23 protein-coding genes and 2 tRNA genes are annotated in these 22,467 nt (G+C 37.9%); 18 read left to right on the forward strand and 7 right to left on the reverse strand.

The genetic code is table 11. The features are described from left to right. Positions 1-7: 7 nt before the first annotated feature. The 7 genes from A9970_RS29105 to atpG all read left to right on the forward strand — a co-directional run bounded on the left by A9970_RS29105 (position 8) and on the right by atpG (position 5,906). Positions 8-223: an AtpZ/AtpI family protein gene (locus A9970_RS29105; protein WP_075994172.1), complete on the forward strand. Its 216-nt coding sequence runs from the start codon at positions 8-10 to the stop codon at positions 221-223. 488 nt (positions 224-711) lie between these two features. Continuing rightward, positions 712-1,908, forward strand: coding sequence for a F0F1 ATP synthase subunit A (atpB, locus tag A9970_RS28825; RefSeq protein ID WP_227550270.1), 1,197 nt, complete (start codon positions 712-714; stop codon positions 1,906-1,908). Positions 1,909-1,942: 34 nt separating this feature from the next. After that, positions 1,943-2,131: an ATP synthase F0 subunit C gene (gene atpE, locus A9970_RS26920; protein ID WP_021188666.1), complete on the forward strand. Its 189-nt coding sequence runs from the start codon at positions 1,943-1,945 to the stop codon at positions 2,129-2,131. A gap of 96 nt (positions 2,132-2,227) precedes the next feature. Then, a complete protein-coding gene (locus A9970_RS26925; protein ID WP_182984363.1) occupies positions 2,228-2,728 on the forward strand; it encodes a F0F1 ATP synthase subunit B in 501 nt (166 codons plus the stop codon). 29 nt (positions 2,729-2,757) lie between these two features. Continuing rightward, positions 2,758-3,300 (forward strand): ATP synthase F1 subunit delta, encoded by a 543-nt coding sequence (gene atpH / locus A9970_RS26930; RefSeq protein ID WP_075994169.1) that lies wholly within the window; start codon positions 2,758-2,760, stop codon positions 3,298-3,300. Positions 3,301-3,354: 54 nt separating this feature from the next. Next, positions 3,355-4,929 carry a F0F1 ATP synthase subunit alpha gene (gene atpA / locus A9970_RS26935; RefSeq protein ID WP_153847274.1) on the forward strand — a complete coding sequence of 525 codons (1,575 nt, stop codon included), beginning with the start codon at positions 3,355-3,357 and terminating at the stop codon, positions 4,927-4,929. A 77-nt stretch (positions 4,930-5,006) separates the two neighbouring features. Then, positions 5,007-5,906: an ATP synthase F1 subunit gamma gene (atpG, locus tag A9970_RS26940; protein WP_153847273.1), complete on the forward strand. Its 900-nt coding sequence runs from the start codon at positions 5,007-5,009 to the stop codon at positions 5,904-5,906. Positions 5,907-5,979: 73 nt separating this feature from the next. On the opposite strand, the gene A9970_RS26945 is transcribed toward atpG, so the two are convergent. Continuing rightward, positions 5,980-7,026: a 3-oxoacyl-ACP synthase III family protein gene (locus A9970_RS26945; protein WP_182984364.1), complete on the reverse strand. Its 1,047-nt coding sequence runs from the start codon at positions 7,024-7,026 to the stop codon at positions 5,980-5,982. 78 nt (positions 7,027-7,104) lie between these two features. Here A9970_RS26945 and A9970_RS26950 point away from each other — a divergent pair, with 78 nt between their 5' ends. From A9970_RS26950 to A9970_RS26960, 3 genes are all read left to right on the forward strand, one after another. Beyond that, the gene (locus A9970_RS26950; protein ID WP_046671971.1) at positions 7,105-7,386 is read left to right on the forward strand and encodes an ATP-dependent Clp protease adaptor ClpS; all 282 of its coding nucleotides are present in this window, start codon (positions 7,105-7,107) and stop codon (positions 7,384-7,386) included. A gap of 98 nt (positions 7,387-7,484) precedes the next feature. Further along, positions 7,485-9,926, forward strand: a complete 2,442-nt coding sequence (locus A9970_RS26955; protein WP_182984365.1) for a TonB-dependent receptor domain-containing protein — start codon at positions 7,485-7,487, stop codon at positions 9,924-9,926. A 67-nt stretch (positions 9,927-9,993) separates the two neighbouring features. Then, positions 9,994-10,803, forward strand: coding sequence for a DUF1080 domain-containing protein (locus A9970_RS26960; RefSeq protein WP_083663849.1), 810 nt, complete (start codon positions 9,994-9,996; stop codon positions 10,801-10,803). Between the two features lie 32 nt (positions 10,804-10,835). On the opposite strand, the gene A9970_RS26965 is transcribed toward A9970_RS26960, so the two are convergent. After that, positions 10,836-11,540, reverse strand: a complete 705-nt coding sequence (locus A9970_RS26965; RefSeq protein WP_153847270.1) for a YjjG family noncanonical pyrimidine nucleotidase — start codon at positions 11,538-11,540, stop codon at positions 10,836-10,838. A 211-nt stretch (positions 11,541-11,751) separates the two neighbouring features. On the opposite strand from A9970_RS26965, the gene A9970_RS26970 reads away from it, so the two are divergent. From A9970_RS26970 to A9970_RS26995, 6 genes are all read left to right on the forward strand, one after another. Next, the gene (locus A9970_RS26970; protein ID WP_088162930.1) at positions 11,752-12,627 is read left to right on the forward strand and encodes a sensor histidine kinase KdpD; all 876 of its coding nucleotides are present in this window, start codon (positions 11,752-11,754) and stop codon (positions 12,625-12,627) included. Further along, the gene (locus tag A9970_RS26975) at positions 12,617-13,324 is read left to right on the forward strand and encodes a response regulator transcription factor (protein WP_070563139.1); all 708 of its coding nucleotides are present in this window, start codon (positions 12,617-12,619) and stop codon (positions 13,322-13,324) included. Before A9970_RS26970 ends, A9970_RS26975 begins: the two co-directional genes overlap by 11 nt. Before the next feature lie 10 nt (positions 13,325-13,334). Then, positions 13,335-13,853: a hypothetical protein gene (locus A9970_RS26980; protein ID WP_227550269.1), complete on the forward strand. Its 519-nt coding sequence runs from the start codon at positions 13,335-13,337 to the stop codon at positions 13,851-13,853. Beyond that, on the forward strand, positions 13,853-14,890 hold the full coding sequence (gene hemE, locus A9970_RS26985; RefSeq protein WP_153847269.1) for a uroporphyrinogen decarboxylase: 1,038 nt from the start codon (positions 13,853-13,855) through the stop codon (positions 14,888-14,890). Before A9970_RS26980 ends, hemE begins: the two co-directional genes overlap by 1 nt. Before the next feature lie 171 nt (positions 14,891-15,061). Continuing rightward, positions 15,062-15,601, forward strand: a complete 540-nt coding sequence (locus A9970_RS26990; protein ID WP_153847268.1) for a CopD family protein — start codon at positions 15,062-15,064, stop codon at positions 15,599-15,601. Positions 15,602-15,676: 75 nt separating this feature from the next. Then, positions 15,677-16,564 carry a DUF4476 domain-containing protein gene (locus tag A9970_RS26995; RefSeq protein WP_182984366.1) on the forward strand — a complete coding sequence of 296 codons (888 nt, stop codon included), beginning with the start codon at positions 15,677-15,679 and terminating at the stop codon, positions 16,562-16,564. 22 nt (positions 16,565-16,586) lie between these two features. Here the strand turns inward: A9970_RS26995 and A9970_RS27000 are convergent, their stop codons facing one another. The 5 genes from A9970_RS27000 to A9970_RS27020 form a co-directional block, all read right to left on the reverse strand. Then, complete coding sequence (locus A9970_RS27000) at positions 16,587-18,020, reverse strand: NAD-dependent succinate-semialdehyde dehydrogenase (protein WP_182984367.1); 1,434 nt, start codon at positions 18,018-18,020, stop codon at positions 16,587-16,589. Positions 18,021-18,097: 77 nt separating this feature from the next. Next, complete coding sequence (locus tag A9970_RS29110; protein WP_182984368.1) at positions 18,098-18,493, reverse strand: DCC1-like thiol-disulfide oxidoreductase family protein; 396 nt, start codon at positions 18,491-18,493, stop codon at positions 18,098-18,100. A 141-nt stretch (positions 18,494-18,634) separates the two neighbouring features. Further along, positions 18,635-19,849, reverse strand: a complete 1,215-nt coding sequence (locus A9970_RS27010) for a bifunctional 3,4-dihydroxy-2-butanone-4-phosphate synthase/GTP cyclohydrolase II (protein ID WP_075994158.1) — start codon at positions 19,847-19,849, stop codon at positions 18,635-18,637. Positions 19,850-19,920: 71 nt separating this feature from the next. Further along, complete coding sequence (locus A9970_RS27015; RefSeq protein WP_159731129.1) at positions 19,921-21,405, reverse strand: LptF/LptG family permease; 1,485 nt, start codon at positions 21,403-21,405, stop codon at positions 19,921-19,923. A gap of 102 nt (positions 21,406-21,507) precedes the next feature. After that, on the reverse strand, positions 21,508-21,885 hold the full coding sequence (locus A9970_RS27020) for an START-like domain-containing protein (protein WP_070563117.1): 378 nt from the start codon (positions 21,883-21,885) through the stop codon (positions 21,508-21,510). Positions 21,886-21,950: 65 nt separating this feature from the next. Between A9970_RS27020 and A9970_RS27025 the strand changes: the two genes are divergently transcribed. Beyond that, positions 21,951-22,024, forward strand: a tRNA-Met gene (locus A9970_RS27025). Between the two features lie 293 nt (positions 22,025-22,317). Further along, positions 22,318-22,394: transfer RNA gene (locus A9970_RS27030), tRNA-Met, on the forward strand. The last annotated feature ends 73 nt before the right edge of the window (positions 22,395-22,467 follow it).

Below are 22,467 nucleotides of genomic sequence, written 5' to 3' on the forward strand. Positions count from 1 at the left end.
ATTGCTTATGGAAAACAAGAAAGATCCTAACAAGTGGCTTGTGCTGACGACTATTTCAACCCAGATGGTTTTTACCATTTACGCATTTTATTTATTGGGGGATTGGCTGGACGGTAAGTTTCATGCTGAGAACCAATTATGGATGAAGATCTGTACCCTTGGAGGGATTGGAATCTCTCTATATCAAGTCATTAGACAAGTGAATCGATTAAACGATAGATGATAGTATATATAAAGCAGGCCCTTATTTTATTTTTTGTTGCGGTATTAATTTTTGCCGTTCATTTCTTTTTGTTAAAGTCTTTTGATGGTATACATTCCCTGGGAGATCTACATTTTCCATTGTATGAAATTTATATTTTTCAACTGATATTATCCGTGATCATCATGGTGGGGATAAGTTACTGTTCGCAGAAATTTCCGCAATATGTTGGTTTTGTTTTCTTGGGATTATTGACTTTAAAGTTTGTCCTAAATTATGTATATATCCATAATGGGTTGGCAAAACCGCAAGCTGATATTTTAAAATATAACTATTTGATCGTTGTCGTTTTATTCCTTTTTTACGATGTTATATTTGCTTACAAGGCTTTAAACAAATCCTAAGGGAGAAAACGATAGTTTTTTCAAAAAAATGTAATATTAAAGTAGCTTTTGTGCTTTATATATAGTATTTTCGCAAAAAATTTTAAATAACATAATAGTAGTATCGTGAGTCTTAAAAGAACACTTCAATTTTTAGCAGTTATTCTGTTTGCAGTTGCGCCATTTTTAACAAAGGCGAATGAGGATGCACACGGAGAAAAATCGCAGGCTGAGGAAATCAATAGCCATATTGAGCATCACTTACAAGATGATTATTATTTTAGCTTCTTTTCGGATGAAGAGACAGGTAAACATTATGGTTTTTCATTGCCGGTAATTTTGATCGATAATGGCTTGAAAGTTTTTATGGCTTCGGCATTCGATCACGGTAATAAAGTTGCTGAGGTTGATGGCCAATATTATGCATTGTATCACGGGAAAATTTATAAGACTGATGCTACTGGTAATTTGACTGGTCATGAGTATCGTAAAAATGCTGATGGTAGTTATGTTATGACTATAAATGAAGATGGAAAAGAAGAGAAAAAGGAATTTGAAACTTCTTATGTGATTGGTTCTCATGAAATTCATGATGCTGTTGATTTTCATCCATCTGTAGCGATGCCTTTAGATTTTTCGATCACTAAAAGTGTTGTTGGTTTGTTTTTGGCTGCATTTTTAATGTTTTGGGCATTTATTAGTTTGGCTAAAACATATAAAAAAGGTGCTAACAATTTACCTAAAGGTGTTGGACGTGTATTGGAGCCTTTGGTTATCTATGTACGTGATGAGATGGCTATTCCAAACATTGGTCATCGTTACAAGGAATTCATGCCTTATTTATTGTCTGTATTCTTTTTGATCTGGATTTTAAACTTGGTTGGTTTGACACCACTAGGGTTTAACGTTACAGGAAACATTACAGTAACTTTATGTTTGGCTCTTTTTACGTTCTTAATTGTGAATATCAAAGCAAACGCAAACTACTGGAAGCATATTTTTTGGATGCCAGGAGTTCCGGTTCCATTTAAATTTGTTTTAGCGCCAATTGAGGTATTGGGATTGTTTACAAAACCATTCTCTTTGATGGTACGTTTGTTTGCAAATATTACAGCTGGTCACACGGTCGTAATGGGACTGATTGCAATTGTTTATTTATTGCAACACCAATTGACAGTAGTGGGTAGTATCGGTGTTTCCATGTTCTTGACAATCTTCTTGATGGTTATCGAATTATTGGTAGCATTCTTACAAGCATTTATTTTTACGATGTTGTCATCCTTATTTATCGGTATGGCTGTTGAAGAACATCACGATCATTAATTAGTAAATTTTTTAATTATTCAAATCATACATTATGTACAATTTAATTGGAGCCGGTTTAATCGTTATCGGTGCAGGTTTAGGTTTAGGTAAAATTGGTGGTTCTGCAATGGAAGCTATCGCTCGTCAACCAGAAGCAGCATCTAAAATCCAAACTGCAATGATTATCATTGGTGCCTTACTTGAAGGTTTAGCATTCGGTGCTTTATTATTAGGTAAATAGTCACAACGGTTTTATGGTATAACCTGCAACGGTTGGTTGCAGGTTATATTATTCCTGAATCTTAAAAAATAAGAATTATCATTATATAGTATAACAATGGATAAATTAATACATTCGTTTTCGTACGGTTTGTTTTTTTGGATGGTCATCGTCCTTGTGGTTATTATCTTTTTATTAGGTAAATTCGCATGGAAACCAATTGTTGATGCCCTAGACGAACGTGAAAAAGGTATTGCAAGTGCTTTGGAGGCTGCTGAAAAAGCTAAATTAGAAATGGCTCGTTTAACAAATGAGAACGAACAATTACTAAAAGAAGCTCGCGCAGAACGCGATGTTATCCTTAAGGAAGCAAAAGAACTTAAAGATAAGATTGTAGTTGAGGCAAAAACTCAGGCACAGGCTGAAGGTGCAAAATTGATTGCACAAGCAAAAATCGAGATCAACGAACAAAAGAATAAAGCTTTGGCTGAGGTTAAGTCTCAGGTCTCTTCTTTGTCTTTGGATATTGCTCGTAAAGTGTTAAACAAAGAATTTGAGGACCAAGGAAAGCAAGAAGCTTTAGTAGCAGATTTGCTTAATGACGTTAAATTGAACTAATCCGGTCACTCAAATTACGAAATAGAATTATGTCAGTATTTAAAGTAGCATCAAGATACGCTAAGTCATTAATCGACTTGGCTAGCGAGCAAGGCTCACTGGAAACAATCAAGGCGGATATGGATTCATTCATTGCTGTTTTGAAATCCAGTACAGAATTGCAAGCGGTTTTTGCCAATCCTATTGTTCCTTTGGACAAGAAGAAAAACATATTGGATGCGCTATTTAAAGATAAGATCAATCCAAATATCTTGGCATTCTTTAAGATCATGATCAATAAAGGTCGTGGCGAGATTGTTTATGCCACTGCTCAAGAATTTATTCGTGAGTACAACGAGGTAAAAGGAATTGTGAAAGCTACAGTTACATCTGCAGCGCCGCTTTCTGAAGCTAATTTGGCAGCGATGAAAGATGTACTTGCGAAAGAAACCAACGCTCAAGTGATATTGATCAATAAAGTTGATCATAGTTTGATCGGTGGATTTGTAGTCAATATCGGCGATCGCCAAATTGATGCAAGTATTGCTGGTAAGTTGAATAAATTGGAAAGATATTTGAATCAGAATAATTAATTTGTTCTGATACTTGAAGTAAAATAAATCAAAAAACCCCTTATAATAATTAAAATGATAGAGGTAAGACCAGATGAAGTTTCGGCAATTCTAAGAGAGCAATTGTCGGGCTTTAAATCAGAAGCCGAACTAGAGGAAGTGGGTACCGTACTTGCTGTAGGTGACGGTATTGCTCGTATTTACGGCTTAACTAAAGTTCAGTCCGGTGAGTTGGTTGAATTTGATAACGGATTACAAGGTATTGTATTAAACTTAGAAGAAGACAACGTTGGTGTTGTACTTTTAGGTCCTTCTGATGAAATCAAAGAAGGAGATACTATTAAACGTACCAACCGTATTGCATCCATCAAAGTTGGTGAAGGCTTGTTGGGACGTGTTGTAAATACTTTAGGTCAACCAATCGATGGTAAAGGACCTATTCAAGGTGATTTGTATGAAATGCCTATCGAGCGTAAAGCTCCTGGTGTTATCTACCGTCAACCGGTAACTGAGCCATTACAAACAGGTATCAAAGCGATCGATGCGATGATTCCAGTTGGTCGTGGTCAACGTGAGTTGGTTATTGGTGACCGTCAAACAGGTAAAACAGCTGTTTGTATCGATACAATCTTGAACCAAAAAGAATTCTATGATGCAGGAGAACCTGTATTTTGTATCTACGTTGCCGTAGGTCAAAAGAATTCTACAGTTGCGAATATCGTGCGTACATTGGAGGAAAGAGGTGCTATGGCTTATACAGTAGTTGTTGCTGCATCTGCTGCTGATCCAGCTCCACTTCAGTTCTATGCGCCAATGTCGGGTGCTGCTATCGGCGAGTTTTTCCGTGATACAGGCCGTCCAGCATTGATCGTTTATGATGATTTGTCTAAACAAGCGGTAGCTTACCGTGAGGTTTCTTTATTGTTACGTCGTCCACCGGGCCGCGAAGCATACCCAGGTGACGTATTTTATCTACACAGCCGTTTGTTGGAGCGTGCAGCGAAAATCAACTCTTCAGATGATATCGCACGCAACATGAATGATCTACCTGAGTCGATCAAACACTTGGTGAAAGGTGGTGGTTCATTAACTGCACTTCCGATCATCGAAACTCAAGCTGGTGACGTTTCTGCGTATATCCCAACCAACGTAATTTCAATTACAGATGGTCAGATCTTCTTGGAATCTAACTTGTTCAACGCAGGTATTCGTCCAGCGATCAACGTAGGTATCTCTGTATCTCGTGTAGGTGGTAACGCACAGATCAAGCCGATGAAAAAGGTATCTGGTACATTAAAGTTAGATCAAGCTCAGTACCGTGAATTGGAAGCTTTTGCGAAATTCGGTTCTGATCTAGATGCTGCTACTAAATCTGTCTTAGATAAAGGTGTTCGTAACGTTGAGATCTTGAAACAAGGTCAATACTCTCCAGTTTCTGTAGAGAAACAAGTTGCGATTATTTATATCGGAACAAAAGGTTTATTGCGTAATGTTCCCGTAAACAAGGTGAGAGAATTTGAAGAAGAATTCTTAACGCATTTGGAGCAACGTCATCCAGAAGTCTTGTCAGCTTTTAAAGCTAATAAGTTCTCCGATGAATTAACTGCAGTATTAGAAACAGTAGCTAAGGATTTAGCATCAAAATATTAATAGTAATGAGTATTTGGTATTGAGTCTATTGACAAGGCTCGATACTCAATACTAGATACTTAATACTTAAAACAAATATGGCAAATTTAAAAGAAGTAAGAAACCGGATTACCTCGGTATCATCAACACAGCAGATCACGAAAGCTATGAAAATGGTTTCGGCTGCTAAATTGAAGCGCGCTACTAACGCTATCTTACAATTGCGCCCATATGCGAATAAACTAAGAGATATTTTGGCGGATGTTTCTGCGAGTGTTGAAGGAAGTAACTCTCCTTTTACAGTAGACCGCGAGCCAAATAAGGTGTTGATCGTTGTTGTTTCTTCTAACAGAGGTTTGGCTGGAGCATTCAACGCAAATGTTATCAAAGCGACTAATAACTTGATCTTTAACAAATATGCCGAGCAACATGCAAAGGGTAATTTGAGTATCATTGGTATTGGTAAAAAGGGTTATGACTTCTACTCGAAACGTAACTTCAATGTGGTAGCTAATCACTCTGATTTGTTTTCTGATTTAAATTTTGGTTCTGTATCTGTGGTGACTGAATTTATCATGGAACAATTCAAAGAAGGTAATTTTGATCGTGTTGAAGTGGTTTATAACCAGTTCAAAAATGCAGCAGTTCAAGAGTTGACTGCAGAGCAGATTTTACCATTATTACCTGCGGAGGAAAACAAACAACATACGCATAAAGCAAAAATAGAAGCTGAGGTGGATTATATCATCGAGCCTTCCAAAGAGAAGATTATCGAGGAGTTGATTCCTAAAGCAATCAAGATTCAATTATACAAAGCTGTTTTAGATTCGAATGCTTCTGAGCATGGAGCACGTATGACGGCAATGGATAAAGCTACAGAGAATGCTGGTGACTTAATCAAATCACTTAAGCTATCTTACAACCAGGCACGTCAAGCTGCAATTACAACAGAATTGACGGAGATCGTATCTGGTGCAGCAGCATTATCAAACGGGTAATTTTTTTATTCGGGAATATATAGAAAAAGGGCTAATCATACATGATTAGCCCTTTTTCTATATACGCTATTATCTACCATCGAATTAAGGCTGAACCCCACGTAAATCCTGCTCCGAAAGCAGCCAAACATACGAGATCACCTTCTTTAATCTTTCCTTCTTCCCAAGCCTCGCATAGTGCTATCGGTACAGAGGCAGCAGTGGTATTACCATATTTCTGAATATTGTTGAATACCTGATCTTCCCTTAATCCAAGAGTTTTCTGTACAAATTGCGAGATGCGAAGATTGGCCTGATGTGGAATCAATAAATCGATATCACTGGTTTTTAAATTATTTTTTGCTAGTGCTTCATGAATGACCTCAGGAAATTTGACAACAGCTTTTTTGAAGACGGCCTGGCCATCCATATTTGGAAATGCAGTTCCATCTTCGAGCATCTCTTTGGTCATCAATAATCCGCCCAATTCCTGATCCGGCCAATTGGGCATTTTATCCAGCCAAATCCCACTGGAAGCTCCGGGGTAATACATCGCTAGCTTTTCAGCATCGGCTCCGTCTGAATGTAAGTGCGTGCTCAGGATTCCTTTGCCATTTTCGGTTGTGGGTTGCACAACCACTGCTCCAGCACCATCGCCGAAAATCACGGAAACGGCTCGTCCTCTCGTAGAAAAGTCAAGTGCAAAAGAGTGTTTTTCGGAACCAACCACTAACACATTTTTGTACATCCCTGTTTTGACAAATTGATCGGCAATGGAAAGCGCATATATAAAACCTGAACATTGGTTTCTAATATCCAGTGCCCCGACCTCCTTCATTTCCATTTCCCGTTGCAGTAGTACGGCGCAGCCCGGGAAATAATAATCTGGTGATAAGGTGGCAAAGATGATGAAGTCGACATCTTCAGGTGTAATATGGGCTCGTTCGATGGCAATTTTAGCTGCTTCGACACCCATAGTGGTGGTGGTTTCGCCTATTCGGTCTGCATATCTACGTTCTTTAATGCCAGTTCGTTCTTGAATCCATTCGTCACTGGTATCCATAAAGCGTGTTAGGTCATTATTGGTATATACGTTTTTTGGAACGTAGTAGCCAATTCCTGCAATTTTTGACTGTAACATAATAAATTCCTCTAATTGATTGTATTCTTCCCTTTTATATTATCGTTAATTTAGAAAAAAATATTCTATTTTTGCAGAATGGGTACCCAAACTGCTGAAGAAACCTTTACGTTAGAAGAGATATTAGCCTCTGTGAAAGAGTCTAATCGACTCATTTTGTGGAATGATGAAACCAATACGTTTGAACATGTGATTCATTGTCTCATCTATCATTTACAATATACCGAGAAGCAAGCTGAGAAGATTGCCTGGAAAGTGCATACTGAAGGGAAATGTGCTGTATTGGAGGGTACTTATACGGAGATGGAGATCTATCGTAAAATTCTGAAAGCCGAGGGATTGACTGTTTCTGTGGAGTAATTTGCTATTCTTTTGTTACCGTAATAATATGGTTACGCTTCAATTTTGTCTGTAAGTTTTAGTTTTCTTTGCACTATAACTATAAACTAAGCTGAAGCATGTTTTTTTACGCTAAATCGTTTAAATCTTTCTTATTCGTATTCTTTTTACCTGTTGTCCTTTTTGCTCAAACAGGTCAAATCAAAGCTATTTTAGTCGATAGCGAAACTTCTAAACCTATTTCATCGGCTAGTGTCGCGCTCTTGGACGTCAATAGTAACGTCTTTGTTAAGGGCGGACAGTCTGTATCCCAAGGATTCCTTTTGTTGTCTGATATTAAACCTGGTAAATATAATGTCCGTATCACTTATGTTGGCTACGAGACACATACTATTGATAGTATAGAGGTATTAGGGGATAAAAGTAAGGACTTAGGTCGAATCGCTTTGAAATCTACAGGTAATATGTTGAACGAAGTTGTTATTGAAGGAAGAGCTCCAGCTATGCAAATTGGTATAGACCGTAAAACCTTCAATGTAGGTGAGAGTTTGGTCAGCGCGGGCGGAACAGCGACCGATGTGCTTGCGAATGTTCCCACTTTGCAAGTTGATCAGGATGGATCGGTCAGTTTGCGTGGATCAAGTAGTGTGAAAATTTTAATCGATGGCCGAGAGTCTGCTTTAGCAGGAAACGATGTAACTTCTTTGCTTCAGAGTCTACCTGCCAATTCAATTGAAAAAGTTGAAGTTATCACGAACCCTTCCTCGAAATATGATGCGGAGGGGCAAACAGGAATTATCAATATCGTTTTAAAGAAGAATATTAGGACGGGATTAAATGGATCTGTAAATACTTCTGCAGGATCCTATGATAACTATATGGCGGGATTGACCTTGAATTATCGTGATCGGAAATTCAATTACTTCGGATCCTATAACTTCAATAAACGAAACATGGTGGGAAGTGGGAAAACGGACAACACGTTTTTTGGTGATAGCACGCGTAATTATAGCGAATCCGAATCGTCAAGAAAGGGCAATAGCCATACGGTAAAAGCTGGGTTTGATTATAATATGTCAGACCGTACTTCATTGAGTTTTTCGGGTAATTTAAGTATACGTGATAACAAGCGAATAGAAGACTTGAATTATGAGTTCTTTAAACAGTCACAGATGACAGGAACGAGCGTTCGAAATTCAACACAATTTGAAGACGATCTTGGTTATGAATTAAACGCCGATTTTAGGCATCAATTTAAGCGAGAAGGAGAGGAGTTGACGGGGAATGCGAGTTATGGGAGAGATAAGGAAGATGGTACAAATGATTTTTCTCAAAATTACACCGATGGGCGGAAGGCCACCTCACGGAAGAATGTTACGTCTGAGGATGGCAAGAATATCAACCTTCAATTGGATTATGTTTTACCTTTCTCCGAGGTAAGCAAATTCGAGGCGGGCTACAGGTCTCAAATCAGAAAATCATTTGATACCCAGTTTTCCAGATCACTCGATTCTATAGGTACCTATGTGCCGGACTATAGAATCAGCAACGATTTTGATTTCACGAGTACTGTCCATGCGATCTATGCGAATTATCAAAATAAATTAACAGATAAAATTGGTTATCAAATCGGACTCCGGGGAGAGCAATTTGAACTCAAGTCCACCTATTTCTCCAAGGATCCAGCTGCTGTGGAAAAGGAATCCAATGCTAAACAGAAATTTTTCAGGTTATATCCAACACTGTTTTTAACCTACGATGTTGGTGAAAATGGGGATAAAGTTCAATTTAGCTACTCGCGCCGTGTCCAACGGGCTCGTGGTTGGCAAGTTAACCCATTTTTAAATGTATCCGATGATTTGAATTATCGTCAGGGAAATCCGAATCTGAAACCGGAAGATGTGCACAGCTTGGAAATGAGCTTTGCCAAAACCTTTAGTAAAGTAAACCTGATATCTTCGGCTTATTTCAATCACGCTAGTGAGGTTATTCAACCATTTGTTTACAAGATAGAGGATGGAAGGACATACAGTAGATGGGAGAATATGACCAGTCGTAATCTTTCGGGTTTTGAGTTTATTTCAAAAGTCAACGCAACGAAGGATTTTGACTTTACATTTAATCTCAATTTGATCCACATTCAGTATAATGCAAACCCGGACTACGATATTACAGAACGAAAGGATTTCGCTTATAATGCTAATCTGACCGCTAATTATCGTTTTACATCAACGTTTTCTGCTCAAATGAGAGGCGAGTATAATTCTTCGCGTGTAATGGCTCAGGGACAGATGAATGCAATGAAAGGTATGGATCTAGCCTTGAAAAAAGATGTGTTTAAGAAGAAAGCTTCTATTATGTTGAATGTGAGAGATGTATTTAATTCGCGAAAAATGAATGGTGTGACAGAGACAGCTCAACTTATATCAAATTTTGAGCACCGTTGGATGAAGAGGATGGTAACCTTATCACTTTCCTATCGGTTTGGTAGCCAAGATTTAAACAAATCAAAGAAAAAAGTGCCGAATACAAATGAAATGGGGGGCGGAGAGGAATATTAAAAAATATTCCTCTTTATACACTCAAATGCTTAAATTTAATTTTAAAACAAACCTAAAACTAAAAAGAATGAAGTTATTAAAAACAGTTCTTGCGGTATCGGTGATTGCTTTTTCAGCACATCTTAATACTGCCGTAGCGCAAGCAAAAAAAGAGGTTCCTGCTTACAAAATCTTAGATTTACCCCGTGTAGATATCAAGAAATTTAAAAAGAATAAAGCTGGAGCCTATGTTATTTTTGATGGTACTTCGATGGAAGGCTGGAGAGGATATGATAAGACGGTAGTCCCAAAAAGATGGGTTATTAACGAAGGGGCGATCAAATTTGATAGTCAGGCCAATGTTGGTAAAGAAGAAGGTGGTGACTTGGTCTTTGCCCATGATTTCAAGAATTTCGAATTGGAGATGGAATGGAAAGTTGCTAAAGGAGCAAATTCAGGTATCTTCTTTTTAGCGAAGGAAGTGGAAGGACAACCGATTTATATCTCGTCTCCAGAATGTCAGGTTTTGGACAATGAGAACCATCCTGATGCTAAAATGGGTGTAGATGGAAATCGTAAATCGACATCATTGTACGATATGATCCCTGCTAAGCCTCAGAATGGTAAACCGTATGGCGAGTGGAATAAAGTTAAGATCAGAGTAAACAATGGCAAGGTAGAGCATTTTCAAAATGGTGTAAAGGTTGTTGAATATACATTATGGGATAAGTCCTGGATTGATTTATTGCAAAAAAGTAAATTCAGTGAAGAAAAATGGCCTTTGGCTTTTGAATTGTTGAGCCATGTTGGTGGCGATAGCAAATCGGGGCTTATCGGTCTTCAGGATCATGGAAATGATGTATGGTTTAAGAATATTACCGTTAAGGTTCTAAAATAGAAAAAGCAGCTTTAAGCTGCTTTTTCTATTTTCTATAGTATCGATTGTAGTTCTTTTAAGTCGATAATCATATGTGATACATCGTCTGGTTTTTCAATAACATTTGGGTTAAAGAAAATGGCGTCCATGCCTACATTTACGGCTCCACGGATGTCGGCATCAAGATTATCTCCGATCATCAGTGATTGCTGGGCCTGCGCTTGAGCAGTCGTCATAGCAAACTCAAATATTCGGGGATCCGGTTTATTCACACCGATGACTTCGGAAATAAAAATGTGTTTGAAATATTTGTTTAGGTTGCTCTTTTCCAGTTTGGTCTCACAGGCCTCTTTAAAACCATTAGATATCAAGTGAAGATTGTATCTGTCACCCAAATAAGCCAAGGTTTCATGTGCATGGGGAAACAGATTTGTTTTTTTGGGACAGATAGTGAGATACTCCAGTTCGAATTCTTCAGGAAACAACTCTGGATCCACACCGAGCTCAGTAAAGGTATCTGCAAAGCGAGCTTTCCTGAGTTCTGGTTTTGAAATCTTTCCGTGATGATAGAGTCCCCAAAGTCGATGATTGTTAACCGTATAAGTTTCTATAAAACGAGTGGATGACTCTTGATTAAACAAGTGATCAAACTTGTATTTAAAATATAGCTCGTGCAGACTTTCTTCGGCATTTTTATCAAAATCCCATATGGTATGATCTAGGTCGAAGAAAATGTCTTTTTTCTTGTGATTAAACATATGCAAAATTAAAACAAATTAACCTGAAATTCCAAGTCAGTTGGGTTATCTAGTGATGAAATTAAAGGTCACTTTTATCGATATGGGGTCTCCGATGGTTTATATGACTGTTTGGTGATTTTAGTCTTATTGCGAATCGGTTAATTTTCTTCTTTGTGTCATAATCCTTCTGATATTTCCGAATACATGGGTGAATACCTATTTTTGTCACATGAAGAAAGCGCTGTTACTCTTTTATTTTCTATTGTTCTATGCGGTTATGCAACTGATATGGTGGGGGGTGATGTTTATCCGTTTTGATCCGAGTAAAAAGAACATGATTATAGGAGAGGGAATATTCTTCTTGATTATTTTCTTGTGGGGTGCATGGCGGTTGAAGCGGCTGGTTGAAAGGGAGCAGAAACTGCTTCAACAACAGCAGAACTTTCTCTTGGCTATTACGCATGAACTTAAATCGCCATTGGCTTCCGTCAAATTGTATATTCAAACTATTTTGAGACGTGATCTTGACAAAGAGCAACAACAAACGTTCTTGAGAAACTCGCTGAAGGATATCGAGCGTTTGGATGATCTGGTGGAAAATGTATTGATGACAACTAAGTTGGACAGCCGAAATTACAGTATGCCTAAAGAGGATTTTAATTTTACTGCTTTGGTAGAACAGGTTGTAGATAGGCTTCAGAAGAATTCCTGTAGTTCACAAGTTTTGAAACCTTATTTGGAAGCGGATATCATTATTCATGCGGATAAGTTTGCGATTAGTAATGTGGTTACTAATCTGATAGAAAATGCAATTAAGTATTCGCCGGCATGTGCTATGGTGGATGTGAAATTATATACGGAGAATAATAAAATAATTTTTTCTGTTGCTGACCATGGTATCGGTATCAGTGATGAAGAGAAAAAACTTATCTTTAATAAGTTTTATCGCGTGGGAAGTGAGGCAACACGAAAAACCAAAGGCACAGGTTTGGGGTTATATATCGTGAAAACCGTATTGCAGAAGCACGACGCGACCATAAAAGTTAAAGATAACACTCCTAAAGGGAGTATTTTTGAAGTAACATTTGAAAGAAATGCAAAGTAAACAAAGAATATTACTTGTCGAAGATGAAGAACACTTGTTAGAAGCTATCAAGTTGAATCTCGAAATGGAAGGTTACCGTGTTACTACGGCTACCGATGGAAAAAAAGCACTAAAAGTCTTCAAGGAGGAACGTTTCAACTTGGTGGTTTTGGATGTGATGATTCCAGAAATTGATGGATTCCAAGTGGCTGAAACTATTCGACTGCAAAACACTGAGGTTCCTATCATGTTTTTAACTGCGAAAAATAGCAGTGAGGATCGAATTACGGGTCTTAAGAAAGGGGCGGATGATTATCTGGTAAAACCTTTCAACTTAGAAGAATTGATCCTTCGTGTTGGAAATTTGGTGCGTCGTGGCATGAAACCGGATGATTTGAAAGAACTAAATTCTTATCAAATAGGTGATAAAACGATCTATTTTAATTCGTATGAGCTACATCATGCGGATGGCACGATCACTTCGTTGACAAAGAAGGAAACCATGCTGTTGAAACTGTTGATTGAGCGACGTAATGAGGCTGTATCCAGGGAACAAATATTAGAGACCGTATGGAATTACGATGTTTACCCATCTACACGTACCATCGACAATTTTATCTTAACCTTCCGAAAATATTTCGAACCAGATCAAAAGCATCCGATTTATTTCCATTCTATCAGAGGTGTTGGTTATAAGTTTACCGACAATAACGCATAGGTAGAAAGAGATGATGACAATCAGGGCTAGAATAGCCGTTATTTTTATTGCTGCATTATTTTTGGGCTATGGCTTATATGAAGGGCATTATCAGACGGCTGTTCTGATAGCTGGTGGGATAGGCTATTTGATTTGGAGCCATTTTAGAGAAGGCTCCGTTTTTTTGGCAACGCAGGCTTTTCATAGGCAAGATTATGAAAAGACAAAAAATTTGCTCAATGAGATCAAGAACCCTGATGCCCTTCGCAAGGGTAGACGTAATTTCTATGAATTTATGATGGGAAATATTGCGCTTAAAGAAGAACGTGTCGATGAGGCCGAATATCATTTTCAGCTAGCTTCACGTCTGCCTTGGAAAAAAGATAATGAAAAGGGCATGGTTATGATTAATCTGGCAAATATAGCGCTGCGAAAGTTGGATTATGAAAGAGCGAGAGCGTATACAGATGTTGCCAATAAGTTACATCTGACCGCTAGACAGAACAGCATTATTACAAAAATAGAAAACGAAATTTCAAAACATTTATAGTGAGTACTACTTTACAAAACGACTTATTGATTAAAGCTGCATTCTCGCAGCAAACGGAAAGACCCCCTGTGTGGATGATGCGTCAAGCTGGACGCTTTATGAAGGAATATTGGGATATCAAGAATAAATATTCCTTTTTGGAAATGTGTAAAACGCCAGAAATCGCTGCGGATGTCACTATGCTTCCGGTAGATTTGCTAGGTATTGATGCAGCTATTTTATTTTCTGATATTTTAGTTACAGCTGAAGCTATGGGAGGGGATCTGTCCTTTGAACAAGGTGTAGGCCCTCGTTTTTCTAATCCTGTTCGTTCTGTAAAGGATGCAGAAGCTTTGTCTACCAATTGTTTGGATAAATTGCAGTATGTTGCTGATGCAATCAAGGTCATTCAACAACGTCTTGACAGCCGTATCCCTTTGATTGGCTTTGCGGGAGCACCATTTACAATCTTAAGTTATCTGGTTGAAGGTGGATCTTCAAAAGATTTTAAGTTAACGAAATTGATGTTGAATAATCAGCCCGAGTTGGCACATATGATCCTTCAAAAGATTGCAGATGTAACTGTTGAATATTTGAATATGCAGATCGCAGCTGGCGTAAATGCGATTCAATTATTTGATAGCTGGGCCCTGGCTTTATCATGGAATGATTACCGTGATTTTTCGCATTATTATAATAAGCAGATTATCGCTAAGCTGAACCGTAAGGATATTCCAGTCATTTCCTTTTGTAAAGGATCTTCTGTTTTTGCACCAATGATGGTCGAAGCGCAACCTGATGTTGTTTCTATCGATTGGAACGCAGATTTAAAAAATATTAAACAATCTCTGCCACAGGGTATTGCTGTTCAAGGAAATTTGGATCCATTTGTTTTGTATGCAGATAAACCTGTTATCAAAAAGAAGATTATCGAACTATTTGAGCGCATGAGAGGTGAAAATGGTTTTATCTTTAACTTGGGACATGGTATCATGCCAGATATTCCTTTTGATAATGTAAAATATGCCATTGAGGTTGTAAAGGAATTTAGCTATTAGTTTGCTATCCGCTTCAAGAACAAAAACGACTTGCCTTTGGCAAGTCGTTTTTGTTTTAACAAGATCTAATCTATTTCGGTTGATATAGCACTTTTGTATATTGGATGTAAGATTTGCGCAATTGATGTTTGGACGTATTGAATGCTATTAACTTTTCTTATTTTTGTAACTATGGTCTATTTATATGCAAAAGCAGTTCATATTATCTTTGTGATTTGTTGGATGTCAGGTCTGTTTTATATGCCTCGACTCTTTATATATCATACAGAAGCTAAGGACAAGAGTCAAGAAGCGTTTGATGTTTTGCATAAAGAATTCAGTAAGATGGAAAAATTACTGTGGTGGGTTATTACTACTCCTGCGATGTACATCACAGTCTTTTCTGCACTAGTTATGTTATGCTATTCCCCTGGTTTATTATCCATGGGGTGGATGCATGTAAAACTGACATTCGTTCTGGGGATGATTATCTATCATTTTAGCTGCCAGAAGATTATGTTCAAATTGAGTCGTCAAGAATCCAAATTAACTTCAACAAATCTCCGTTTGTTTAATGAAGTCGCAACAGTTTTATTATTCGCGATTGTTTTTACTGTTGTCTTAAAATCGGCACTGAACTGGATATTTGGCGTTTTGGGGCTCTTAATTTTATCCATCGCTTTAATGATGGCCGTAAAACTTTATAAGAAGTACCGGAACAAGAAAGCATAACAAAATGTTAAATTCTTTGGTTTCTTAATCCTTTTTTATTCTGTGTAGTCGAAGGATTATAAATTGAATCGGATTATGTACAGGAAAATTTTGGTTATGGTCTCGTTGCTTATTGTCGCAACGGCTGGGTTTGCGCAGCGATACAGACCTTTTGGAGGGGCATTAAATATCTATTCTACAGATGTTCCATTTTTTCTTTATATCAACAACGTTTTGTATAATAATAGGGCTTCGACGGATATTAGGGTATCCAATTTGACGAGTCGTCGTTATGATTTGCGTATTGTATTTGCTGACAGACAGCAACGTACATTGAATGGCAGTGGCGTGCAACTTGTCAATAGAAATGGGCAATATATGAACGTTGTATTTTCTGTCAGTAGCAGAGGCGGAAATAGGGGGATTATCTTGGAATCCATGAATCCTGTTGATCGGTATAACAATGGGAATTATCGTGAGGATTTACCCTATGATAACCTGGATAGATATAATAATGAACAAGGTAATGAGCGATATAGACAATCAGAAGATCGTGACGATTTACCGAATAATAATCGAGATGGATATAATACTGGTTGGGGTAATGATCGCAATAGACAGACAGGGGACTCTCAGATTTATCGCAACGGTGTAGAGGATCATCGTGGATATAATGAAAATAGTGGTCAGTCTGATAAAGGAGGAATGAATAAAACGAATTCCAATCGATTGAACGATCTATTAAATCAGAAGGAAAACGATCAGGATAGACTTGCTGTAGCTGCTCAGGAATTAAAAAGCATGGGCCTAAGTGTTACTGAAATTGTTGATTTAATGGAACTTTTTATACGAGATGACAATAAACTGGCCTTTGCCAAGTATGCTTATCCAACCTGTATGGATAAACAGAATTATGAGAAAGTAGGGGACGCCTTATCGTTCAGTTCAACAAGGGAAAAGCTAGTGGATTTTTTAAAAAAATAAAAGGAGCATTTTGCTCCTTTTTTTATTCACCGCCAAAGCAGATATATTTTAATTCCATATATTCATCCAAACCGTGTTTAGATCCTTCACGACCTACACCAGATTGTTTTACTCCACCAAAAGGAGCAGCTGCATTTGAAATAAGGCCTGTATTGACACCTACCATGCCAGCTTCTAGCTGTTCAGCGACACGAAAACAGCGATTTATATTTGTACTATAAAAATAGGAGGCTAGTCCAAATTCAGTCGTATTGGCCATTGCTATTCCATCTTCTTCTGTTTTGAAACTGAAAAGGGCGCAAATCGGACCAAAAGTCTCCTCGCGGAATATAAGCGCTTCTTTCGGAACGTTGGTCAGCACAGTTGGCTGGAAAAATAGATCTTTGATGACCTTTCCTCCAGTAGCCAATTCGGCACCATGATTTAATGCGTCTTGTACATGATGCTGTACTTTTTCTAGCCCTTTCGCATTGATTAAGGGACCTACCTGGACGCCTTTGTCAAGTCCGTTGCCAACCTTCAATTTACTGACAGCATGGCTAAGTTTCATCGAAAATTCATCATAGACATCTTCTTGGATTAGAAACCTATTGATGGAAACGCAAGTTTGCCCTGAGTTTCTAAATTTTCCGGCAATGGCTCCTTCGACAGCAGCATCAATATCCGCATCGTTAAAAACCAAAAAGGGAGCATTACCACCGAGCTCCATAGATACTTTTTTAATGTTAGAGGCGGATTGTTCTATGAGTGTTTTTCCGACTTCGGTTGAGCCTGTGAAGGATAGTTTTCTTATCAGGTCGTTCGTAGCTAGTTCTTTGCCTATACCAACACTATCTTTTCCTGTAATGACATTAAAAACACCCTTCGGAATCCCCGCATCTTCAGCCAGTTTAGCCAATGCTATAGCAGAAAATGGGGTTTGGGAGGCCGGTTTTAGCACAACGGTACAACCAGCTACCAATGCTGGAGCAACCTTTCGGGTGATCATCGCTAATGGAAAATTCCAGGGCGTAATTGCTGCTACGACCCCTACACCTTGCTTAATTGTAAGCATTCTAGTGCCTTTTTTATGAGAGGGTATTGTTTCACCATAGGCCCTTTTTCCTTCTTCTGAAAACCATTCTACGAAAGAACTACCGTAGTCAACCTCTACCCTCGATTCGCTTAGCGGTTTGCCGCTTTCTAGGGTCATGATTTCCGCAAGATCGTCTTTATAGTGTTGAATAAGATCGTGCCATTTGCGGACGATGTTGCAACGTTCCCGTACAGTTGTGTTTTTCCAGCTTTTCCATGCCTTGTCAGCATCAATTATGGCTTTGGTACAGTCAACTACTTTTAGATCTGGCAACGAAGCAATAACTTTTCCTGTTGCAGGGTTTACCACATCAAAGGTGTGTTTTGACTTGATAAATTTCCCATTGATATAGGCACTGTCAATTAAAAGTGTATTTTTCATCGATGTAAATTTAATTGTCACAAGTATAATTAGAAGATTTCTGAGCTGAACTTCACTTCAATATGATTGTTGTTTGTTCAAATGAATCTTTCTCGTTCAGATTTTGAAGGTATCGTACAAAACTCATTTTTTCCAAACCATCGATAGCGGTTTTTAGCAAAATAATCATAAAGTGCATCTCTCCACTTGAGTGGTAAAATCTTCAGTAAATAACAAGTAATATAGGGGAAGCCCAACTGCATACAAATCTTTAAAATAGCTTCACTTTTGAGATAGGTACCGGCTGGAGATAGGAAAACGATGGAATCAGTATTTTTGGGAATATTTGTTAGCGCGGCCCGGGCAAATTCAGACTGCAAGGAACTAAATAAGAATTTCTTTCTGCGATCTATCCTTAATAATAGTTGAACAAAGCGATTACAGATCAAGCAATCACCATCGAAAAAGATGATATATCTCCCTTGTTGTTCCATATTATAAAGTTACTTCTATTTATTGAAAGTACTGCCATAACAAGATCATAAATGGGAGTGATTTTATCATCATCGGAGTTTAATTCTCTATGTTAAAAAGGCGGTGTTTCCAATAGAAACACCGCCTTTTTTAATTCCTTTTTATAGATTTTTCATGATTGTATGTCCCATACGATCCCTTTTAGTTTTTAAGTACTCTTCATTAAAGGGATTTGCCGTTATTTCAATAGGTACATTTTCTATGATTTCAAGACCATAACCTACTAGGCCAGCACGTTTTGTCGGATTATTTGACATAAGACGCATTTTTGTGACACCAAGATTTCTAAGAATCTGGGCTCCTACACCGTAGTCTCTTAAATCTGCCTTGAACCCTAACTGCACATTGGCGTCTACCGTATCCAAACCATTTTCTTGTAATTTGTAAGCATGTAGCTTATTGATCAGTCCAATACCACGACCTTCTTGATTCATATAGACAATAACACCTTTACCTTCTTGCTGGATCATTTCCATTGCTTTGTGCAATTGAGGGCCACAGTCACAACGGCAAGAACCAAAAATATCACCGGTAACACAAGAGCTGTGCACTCGTACTAAAATAGGTTCATCTTCATTCCACTCACCTTTGTAAAGCGCTAAATGTTGTTCGCCAGTGTCCTTTTGTGTAAAGGCTTTCATTTTAAAATCACCATATTGCGTAGGCATATTAACAGTGACTTCTTCATTGATTAAAGAGTCGTGCTTAAGACGGTATTCAATCAGATCTTCAATACTAACGATCTTTAAATCAAATTTTTTAGCAACTTCCATTAGTTCCGGAAGTCTGGCCATTTCACCATCTTCTTTTAGAATCTCAACCAATACACCCGCTGGTTCAAATCCTGCTAATCGAGCAAGGTCAACTGTAGCTTCAGTGTGTCCTGTGCGACGTAATACACCACCATCTTTCGCTATGAGCGGGAAAATATGTCCTGGTCTACCTAATTCTTCATAATGAATATTAGGATCGATCATTGCTTTAATTGTTTTCGAGCGGTCCGATGCAGAAATTCCGGTTGTACAACCATATCCCTGTAAGTCAATGGAAACTGTAAAGTTCGTTTCATATACCGCTGTATTCTGTCCCACCATTAAGTCAAGATGTAATGCATCTGCTCTTTCTTTTGTAATTGGGGCACACACTAGTCCACGACCGTGAGTCGCCATAAAGTTGATGATTTCGGGGGTTGCATTGCGGGCCGCAGTGACAAAGTCTCCTTCATTTTCGCGATCTTCGTCATCCACAACGATTACTACTTTTCCTGCTTGTATATCAGCGATCGCTTCTTCGATCGTGTTTAATTTGAAATCCATTTATTGATATATTGTAATTGGTACAAAGTTAGTGTAGAATCTAAATTTATTTATAATAGCGTTGTCACAATCTAATGTGATTCTTTTAATTTATTCTTTTTTGCAAGCTTTTCCTTAATCCACTTCCAAGCGGCTTCTATTTTTAATTTATATTGATCAATATCAAATAAGGCAGAATCAGTCGTCGACTTGTACGTTAGAAAAGCGGCTAATGGTGTTAAGACAATAATGGCCATCCACATACCTACGGCTGATGATATAGCACCATCTTTCGCTGTTTTTTCTGCAACTGTAGAGATAATGTGATAGATCAGAAAGAAAATGATGGCCATCACGACCGGAAGACCGAGTCCACCTTTTCTGATAATGGCCCCTAATGGAGCTCCGATTGCAAATAGTAAAAGACAGGAGACAGCTAGGGTAAACTTGCGATGCCATTCAATACGATAGCGTATATCTTTCGATTTGTAATCTTTAAATTCAAGTGTACGGCCATTCAGATCTTCCTTTAAATAATTCAACTGGTTTAACGCATTCATGGTGATCTGTGCCCGTTGTTCTTGGGGAACCAGATCGGTAAGCAAATTTTTAAAAGGTTTGATCTTAGCTTCTTTGACTTTTGGCTGTCCAGGTTGATTCGCACTAAAATATTTCGAATAGATATTATATCGGGTGTCTAATGTACGGACGATTGCTTTTCCCATACTGTCTATCTTAATATGGTTGGAATCGATGTACATGTCTAACTGTTTCAGGTTTAACATTGCATGGTGGCTCTTGAAGAGATTTTCATCCGTTTTACCTTGTTGAAAACTTCCCATATCAAACTTTTGCTCTGTTTCCTTGAACTTAAATCGCGTAAATTGCTGACGTGGATCGTAGGTTTTTGAGTTTTTAGTCCGTGCTTCCTCATAGCGGATACCATCCTTAAGTTTTAGGATCATATAATTGTTGTCAGGAGAGTTATAGATATACCCTTCTTTAGCCATAAGTACATTATTGGCTGTATTACCGCCACGATGATCATAGATCATCAAGTCATAGAGAATTGTTCCCGCTTTGTTTTTTCCTCTAGCGCGGATCGAGTAACCTGGAATGGTGTTGTTAAAGATTCCGGGTTTGATGAGGAAATCTGCCTTTTTATTACGTACATCAGTAAGTAGGGTACCCATTTTTAGGTTCACTACGGGGAGAATATAGTCGGAGAACAGAAAAGAACTTGTTGCGAAAATTGCAACGAGTATGAATAGCGGGGTCATCGCTTTACGTAAAGATACGCCCGCAGCCTTGATCGCAACTAATTCATAGCTTTCACCCAGATTTCCGAAAGTCATAATGGAGGAAAGGAGCATGGATAAAGGCATTGCCATTTGGATTTGAACAACGCATTGATATCCAATTAGCTCCATGATCGTATACCATTCAAATCCTTTTCCAATCAAATCATCAATGTACTTGAATAGGAAAAGCATCAATAAGACAAACATCACAATAAAGAATGTGACAATAAATGGTTTTATGAAAGCTTGAAGAATAAGTAAATGAACCTTTTTCATCCGTGACGCAAAGCAAATTGATGCCTTTACATTAAGGCATCTACCAACTAAGGAGCTCCAGCTGGAGCCCTTAGTGGAAATATATTGCAAAGATAGGCTTTTTTATGCACCTATAACACTTTGAAGATAGACTATTGAATTTTTCCAAATTAACTTCCTATTTTCAAGGTCTTCTTCTTTAGCGTAATCTGTTATTTTAAGAGCAACATCATTTGTTAGCTCGTCTTGATCGATCTCCAGATCGAAATAATAGGGATCATCATCGAGCCATTTAAAGCGTACAGATTTATTTTCTTTCGATGCTACAATTTTTGCTCGGTGAGGTTCATCATCCCAAATGAAAGTATAAACGGTGTCTTTATAGTTTACATCATCTGCAAACCATTGTGCCAATTCGTTTGGTTCTTGCAAATACGGAAATAAAATTCTAGGTGAAGAGTTGATGATATATTCTAGTTGGAATTTTATTTTATCTGCCATAAAAATGTTTTTTTAAATTTTAGTTTGTTTAAATCAAAAATAAGCTATATTTGCATTCCCAAAATGGCGGGGTAGCTCAGATGGTTAGAGCGTTGGATTCATAACCCAAAGGTCGGCAGTTCGATTCTGCTCCCCGCTACAAATCTCTTCCAAAATTGCTTTTTACTACATCAACTTATTATTTGTAATAATACATATTTATTTTGTTATTGCAAGTTTTTTTGTAAAAAGTTGCCCCTGTTTTTTGATAAACATGTTGTTTTTAGGACTATCAATTTTTTCAACATCAGTTTCTATTTTTCAATGATAAATTTATTGAGTTAAAAATGAGTTTGTTGTGTTTAATGCGAGTTTTAAATAGGTCAGAATTGGTAAAAAAATAAAAAAATCTTTTGAATTGACATACGAAGTGGTATATTTGCATACCGAAACGGCGGGGTAGCTCAGATGGTTAGAGCGTTGGATTCATAACCCAAAGGTCGGCAGTTCGATTCTGCTCCCCGCTACCAAAAGCATCAGTCTGTTAAGATTGATGCTTTTTTTATGATTGCATGTATTTCCTTTTTATCGCATTACCTTTTT

It is taken from the genome of Sphingobacterium sp. UME9 (assembly GCF_014170215.1).
In the GTDB taxonomy this organism is placed as follows: domain Bacteria; phylum Bacteroidota; class Bacteroidia; order Sphingobacteriales; family Sphingobacteriaceae; genus Sphingobacterium; species Sphingobacterium paramultivorum.

Bases quoted from the DNA above. Each gene is read 5' to 3' on its own strand.
- A9970_RS26980 (WP_227550269.1), top strand. From the start codon at position 13,335: ATGATGACAATCAGGGCTAGAATAGCCGTTATTTTTATTGCTGCATTA.
- A9970_RS26995 (WP_182984366.1), top strand. From the start codon at position 15,677: ATGTACAGGAAAATTTTGGTTATGGTCTCGTTGCTTATTGTCGCAACG.
- A9970_RS26990 (WP_153847268.1), top strand. From the start codon at position 15,062: ATGGTCTATTTATATGCAAAAGCAGTTCATATTATCTTTGTGATTTGT.
- A9970_RS26945 (WP_182984364.1), bottom strand. From the start codon at position 7,026: ATGTTACAGTCAAAAATTGCAGGAATTGGCTACTACGTTCCAAAAAAC.
- A9970_RS26970 (WP_088162930.1), top strand. From the start codon at position 11,752: ATGAAGAAAGCGCTGTTACTCTTTTATTTTCTATTGTTCTATGCGGTT.
- A9970_RS29105 (WP_075994172.1), top strand. From the start codon at position 8: ATGGAAAACAAGAAAGATCCTAACAAGTGGCTTGTGCTGACGACTATT.
- A9970_RS27020 (WP_070563117.1), bottom strand. From the start codon at position 21,885: ATGGCAGATAAAATAAAATTCCAACTAGAATATATCATCAACTCTTCA.
- A9970_RS26975 (WP_070563139.1), top strand. From the start codon at position 12,617: ATGCAAAGTAAACAAAGAATATTACTTGTCGAAGATGAAGAACACTTG.
- A9970_RS27000 (WP_182984367.1), bottom strand. From the start codon at position 18,020: ATGAAAAATACACTTTTAATTGACAGTGCCTATATCAATGGGAAATTT.
- atpG (WP_153847273.1), top strand. From the start codon at position 5,007: ATGGCAAATTTAAAAGAAGTAAGAAACCGGATTACCTCGGTATCATCA.
- A9970_RS26925 (WP_182984363.1), top strand. From the start codon at position 2,228: ATGGATAAATTAATACATTCGTTTTCGTACGGTTTGTTTTTTTGGATG.
- atpH (WP_075994169.1), top strand. From the start codon at position 2,758: ATGTCAGTATTTAAAGTAGCATCAAGATACGCTAAGTCATTAATCGAC.
- A9970_RS27015 (WP_159731129.1), bottom strand. From the start codon at position 21,405: ATGAAAAAGGTTCATTTACTTATTCTTCAAGCTTTCATAAAACCATTT.
- A9970_RS26950 (WP_046671971.1), top strand. From the start codon at position 7,105: ATGGGTACCCAAACTGCTGAAGAAACCTTTACGTTAGAAGAGATATTA.
- atpE (WP_021188666.1), top strand. From the start codon at position 1,943: ATGTACAATTTAATTGGAGCCGGTTTAATCGTTATCGGTGCAGGTTTA.
- A9970_RS27010 (WP_075994158.1), bottom strand. From the start codon at position 19,849: ATGGATTTCAAATTAAACACGATCGAAGAAGCGATCGCTGATATACAA.
- A9970_RS26960 (WP_083663849.1), top strand. From the start codon at position 9,994: ATGAAGTTATTAAAAACAGTTCTTGCGGTATCGGTGATTGCTTTTTCA.
- A9970_RS29110 (WP_182984368.1), bottom strand. From the start codon at position 18,493: ATGGAACAACAAGGGAGATATATCATCTTTTTCGATGGTGATTGCTTG.
- atpA (WP_153847274.1), top strand. From the start codon at position 3,355: ATGATAGAGGTAAGACCAGATGAAGTTTCGGCAATTCTAAGAGAGCAA.
- A9970_RS26955 (WP_182984365.1), top strand. From the start codon at position 7,485: ATGTTTTTTTACGCTAAATCGTTTAAATCTTTCTTATTCGTATTCTTT.
- A9970_RS26965 (WP_153847270.1), bottom strand. From the start codon at position 11,540: ATGTTTAATCACAAGAAAAAAGACATTTTCTTCGACCTAGATCATACC.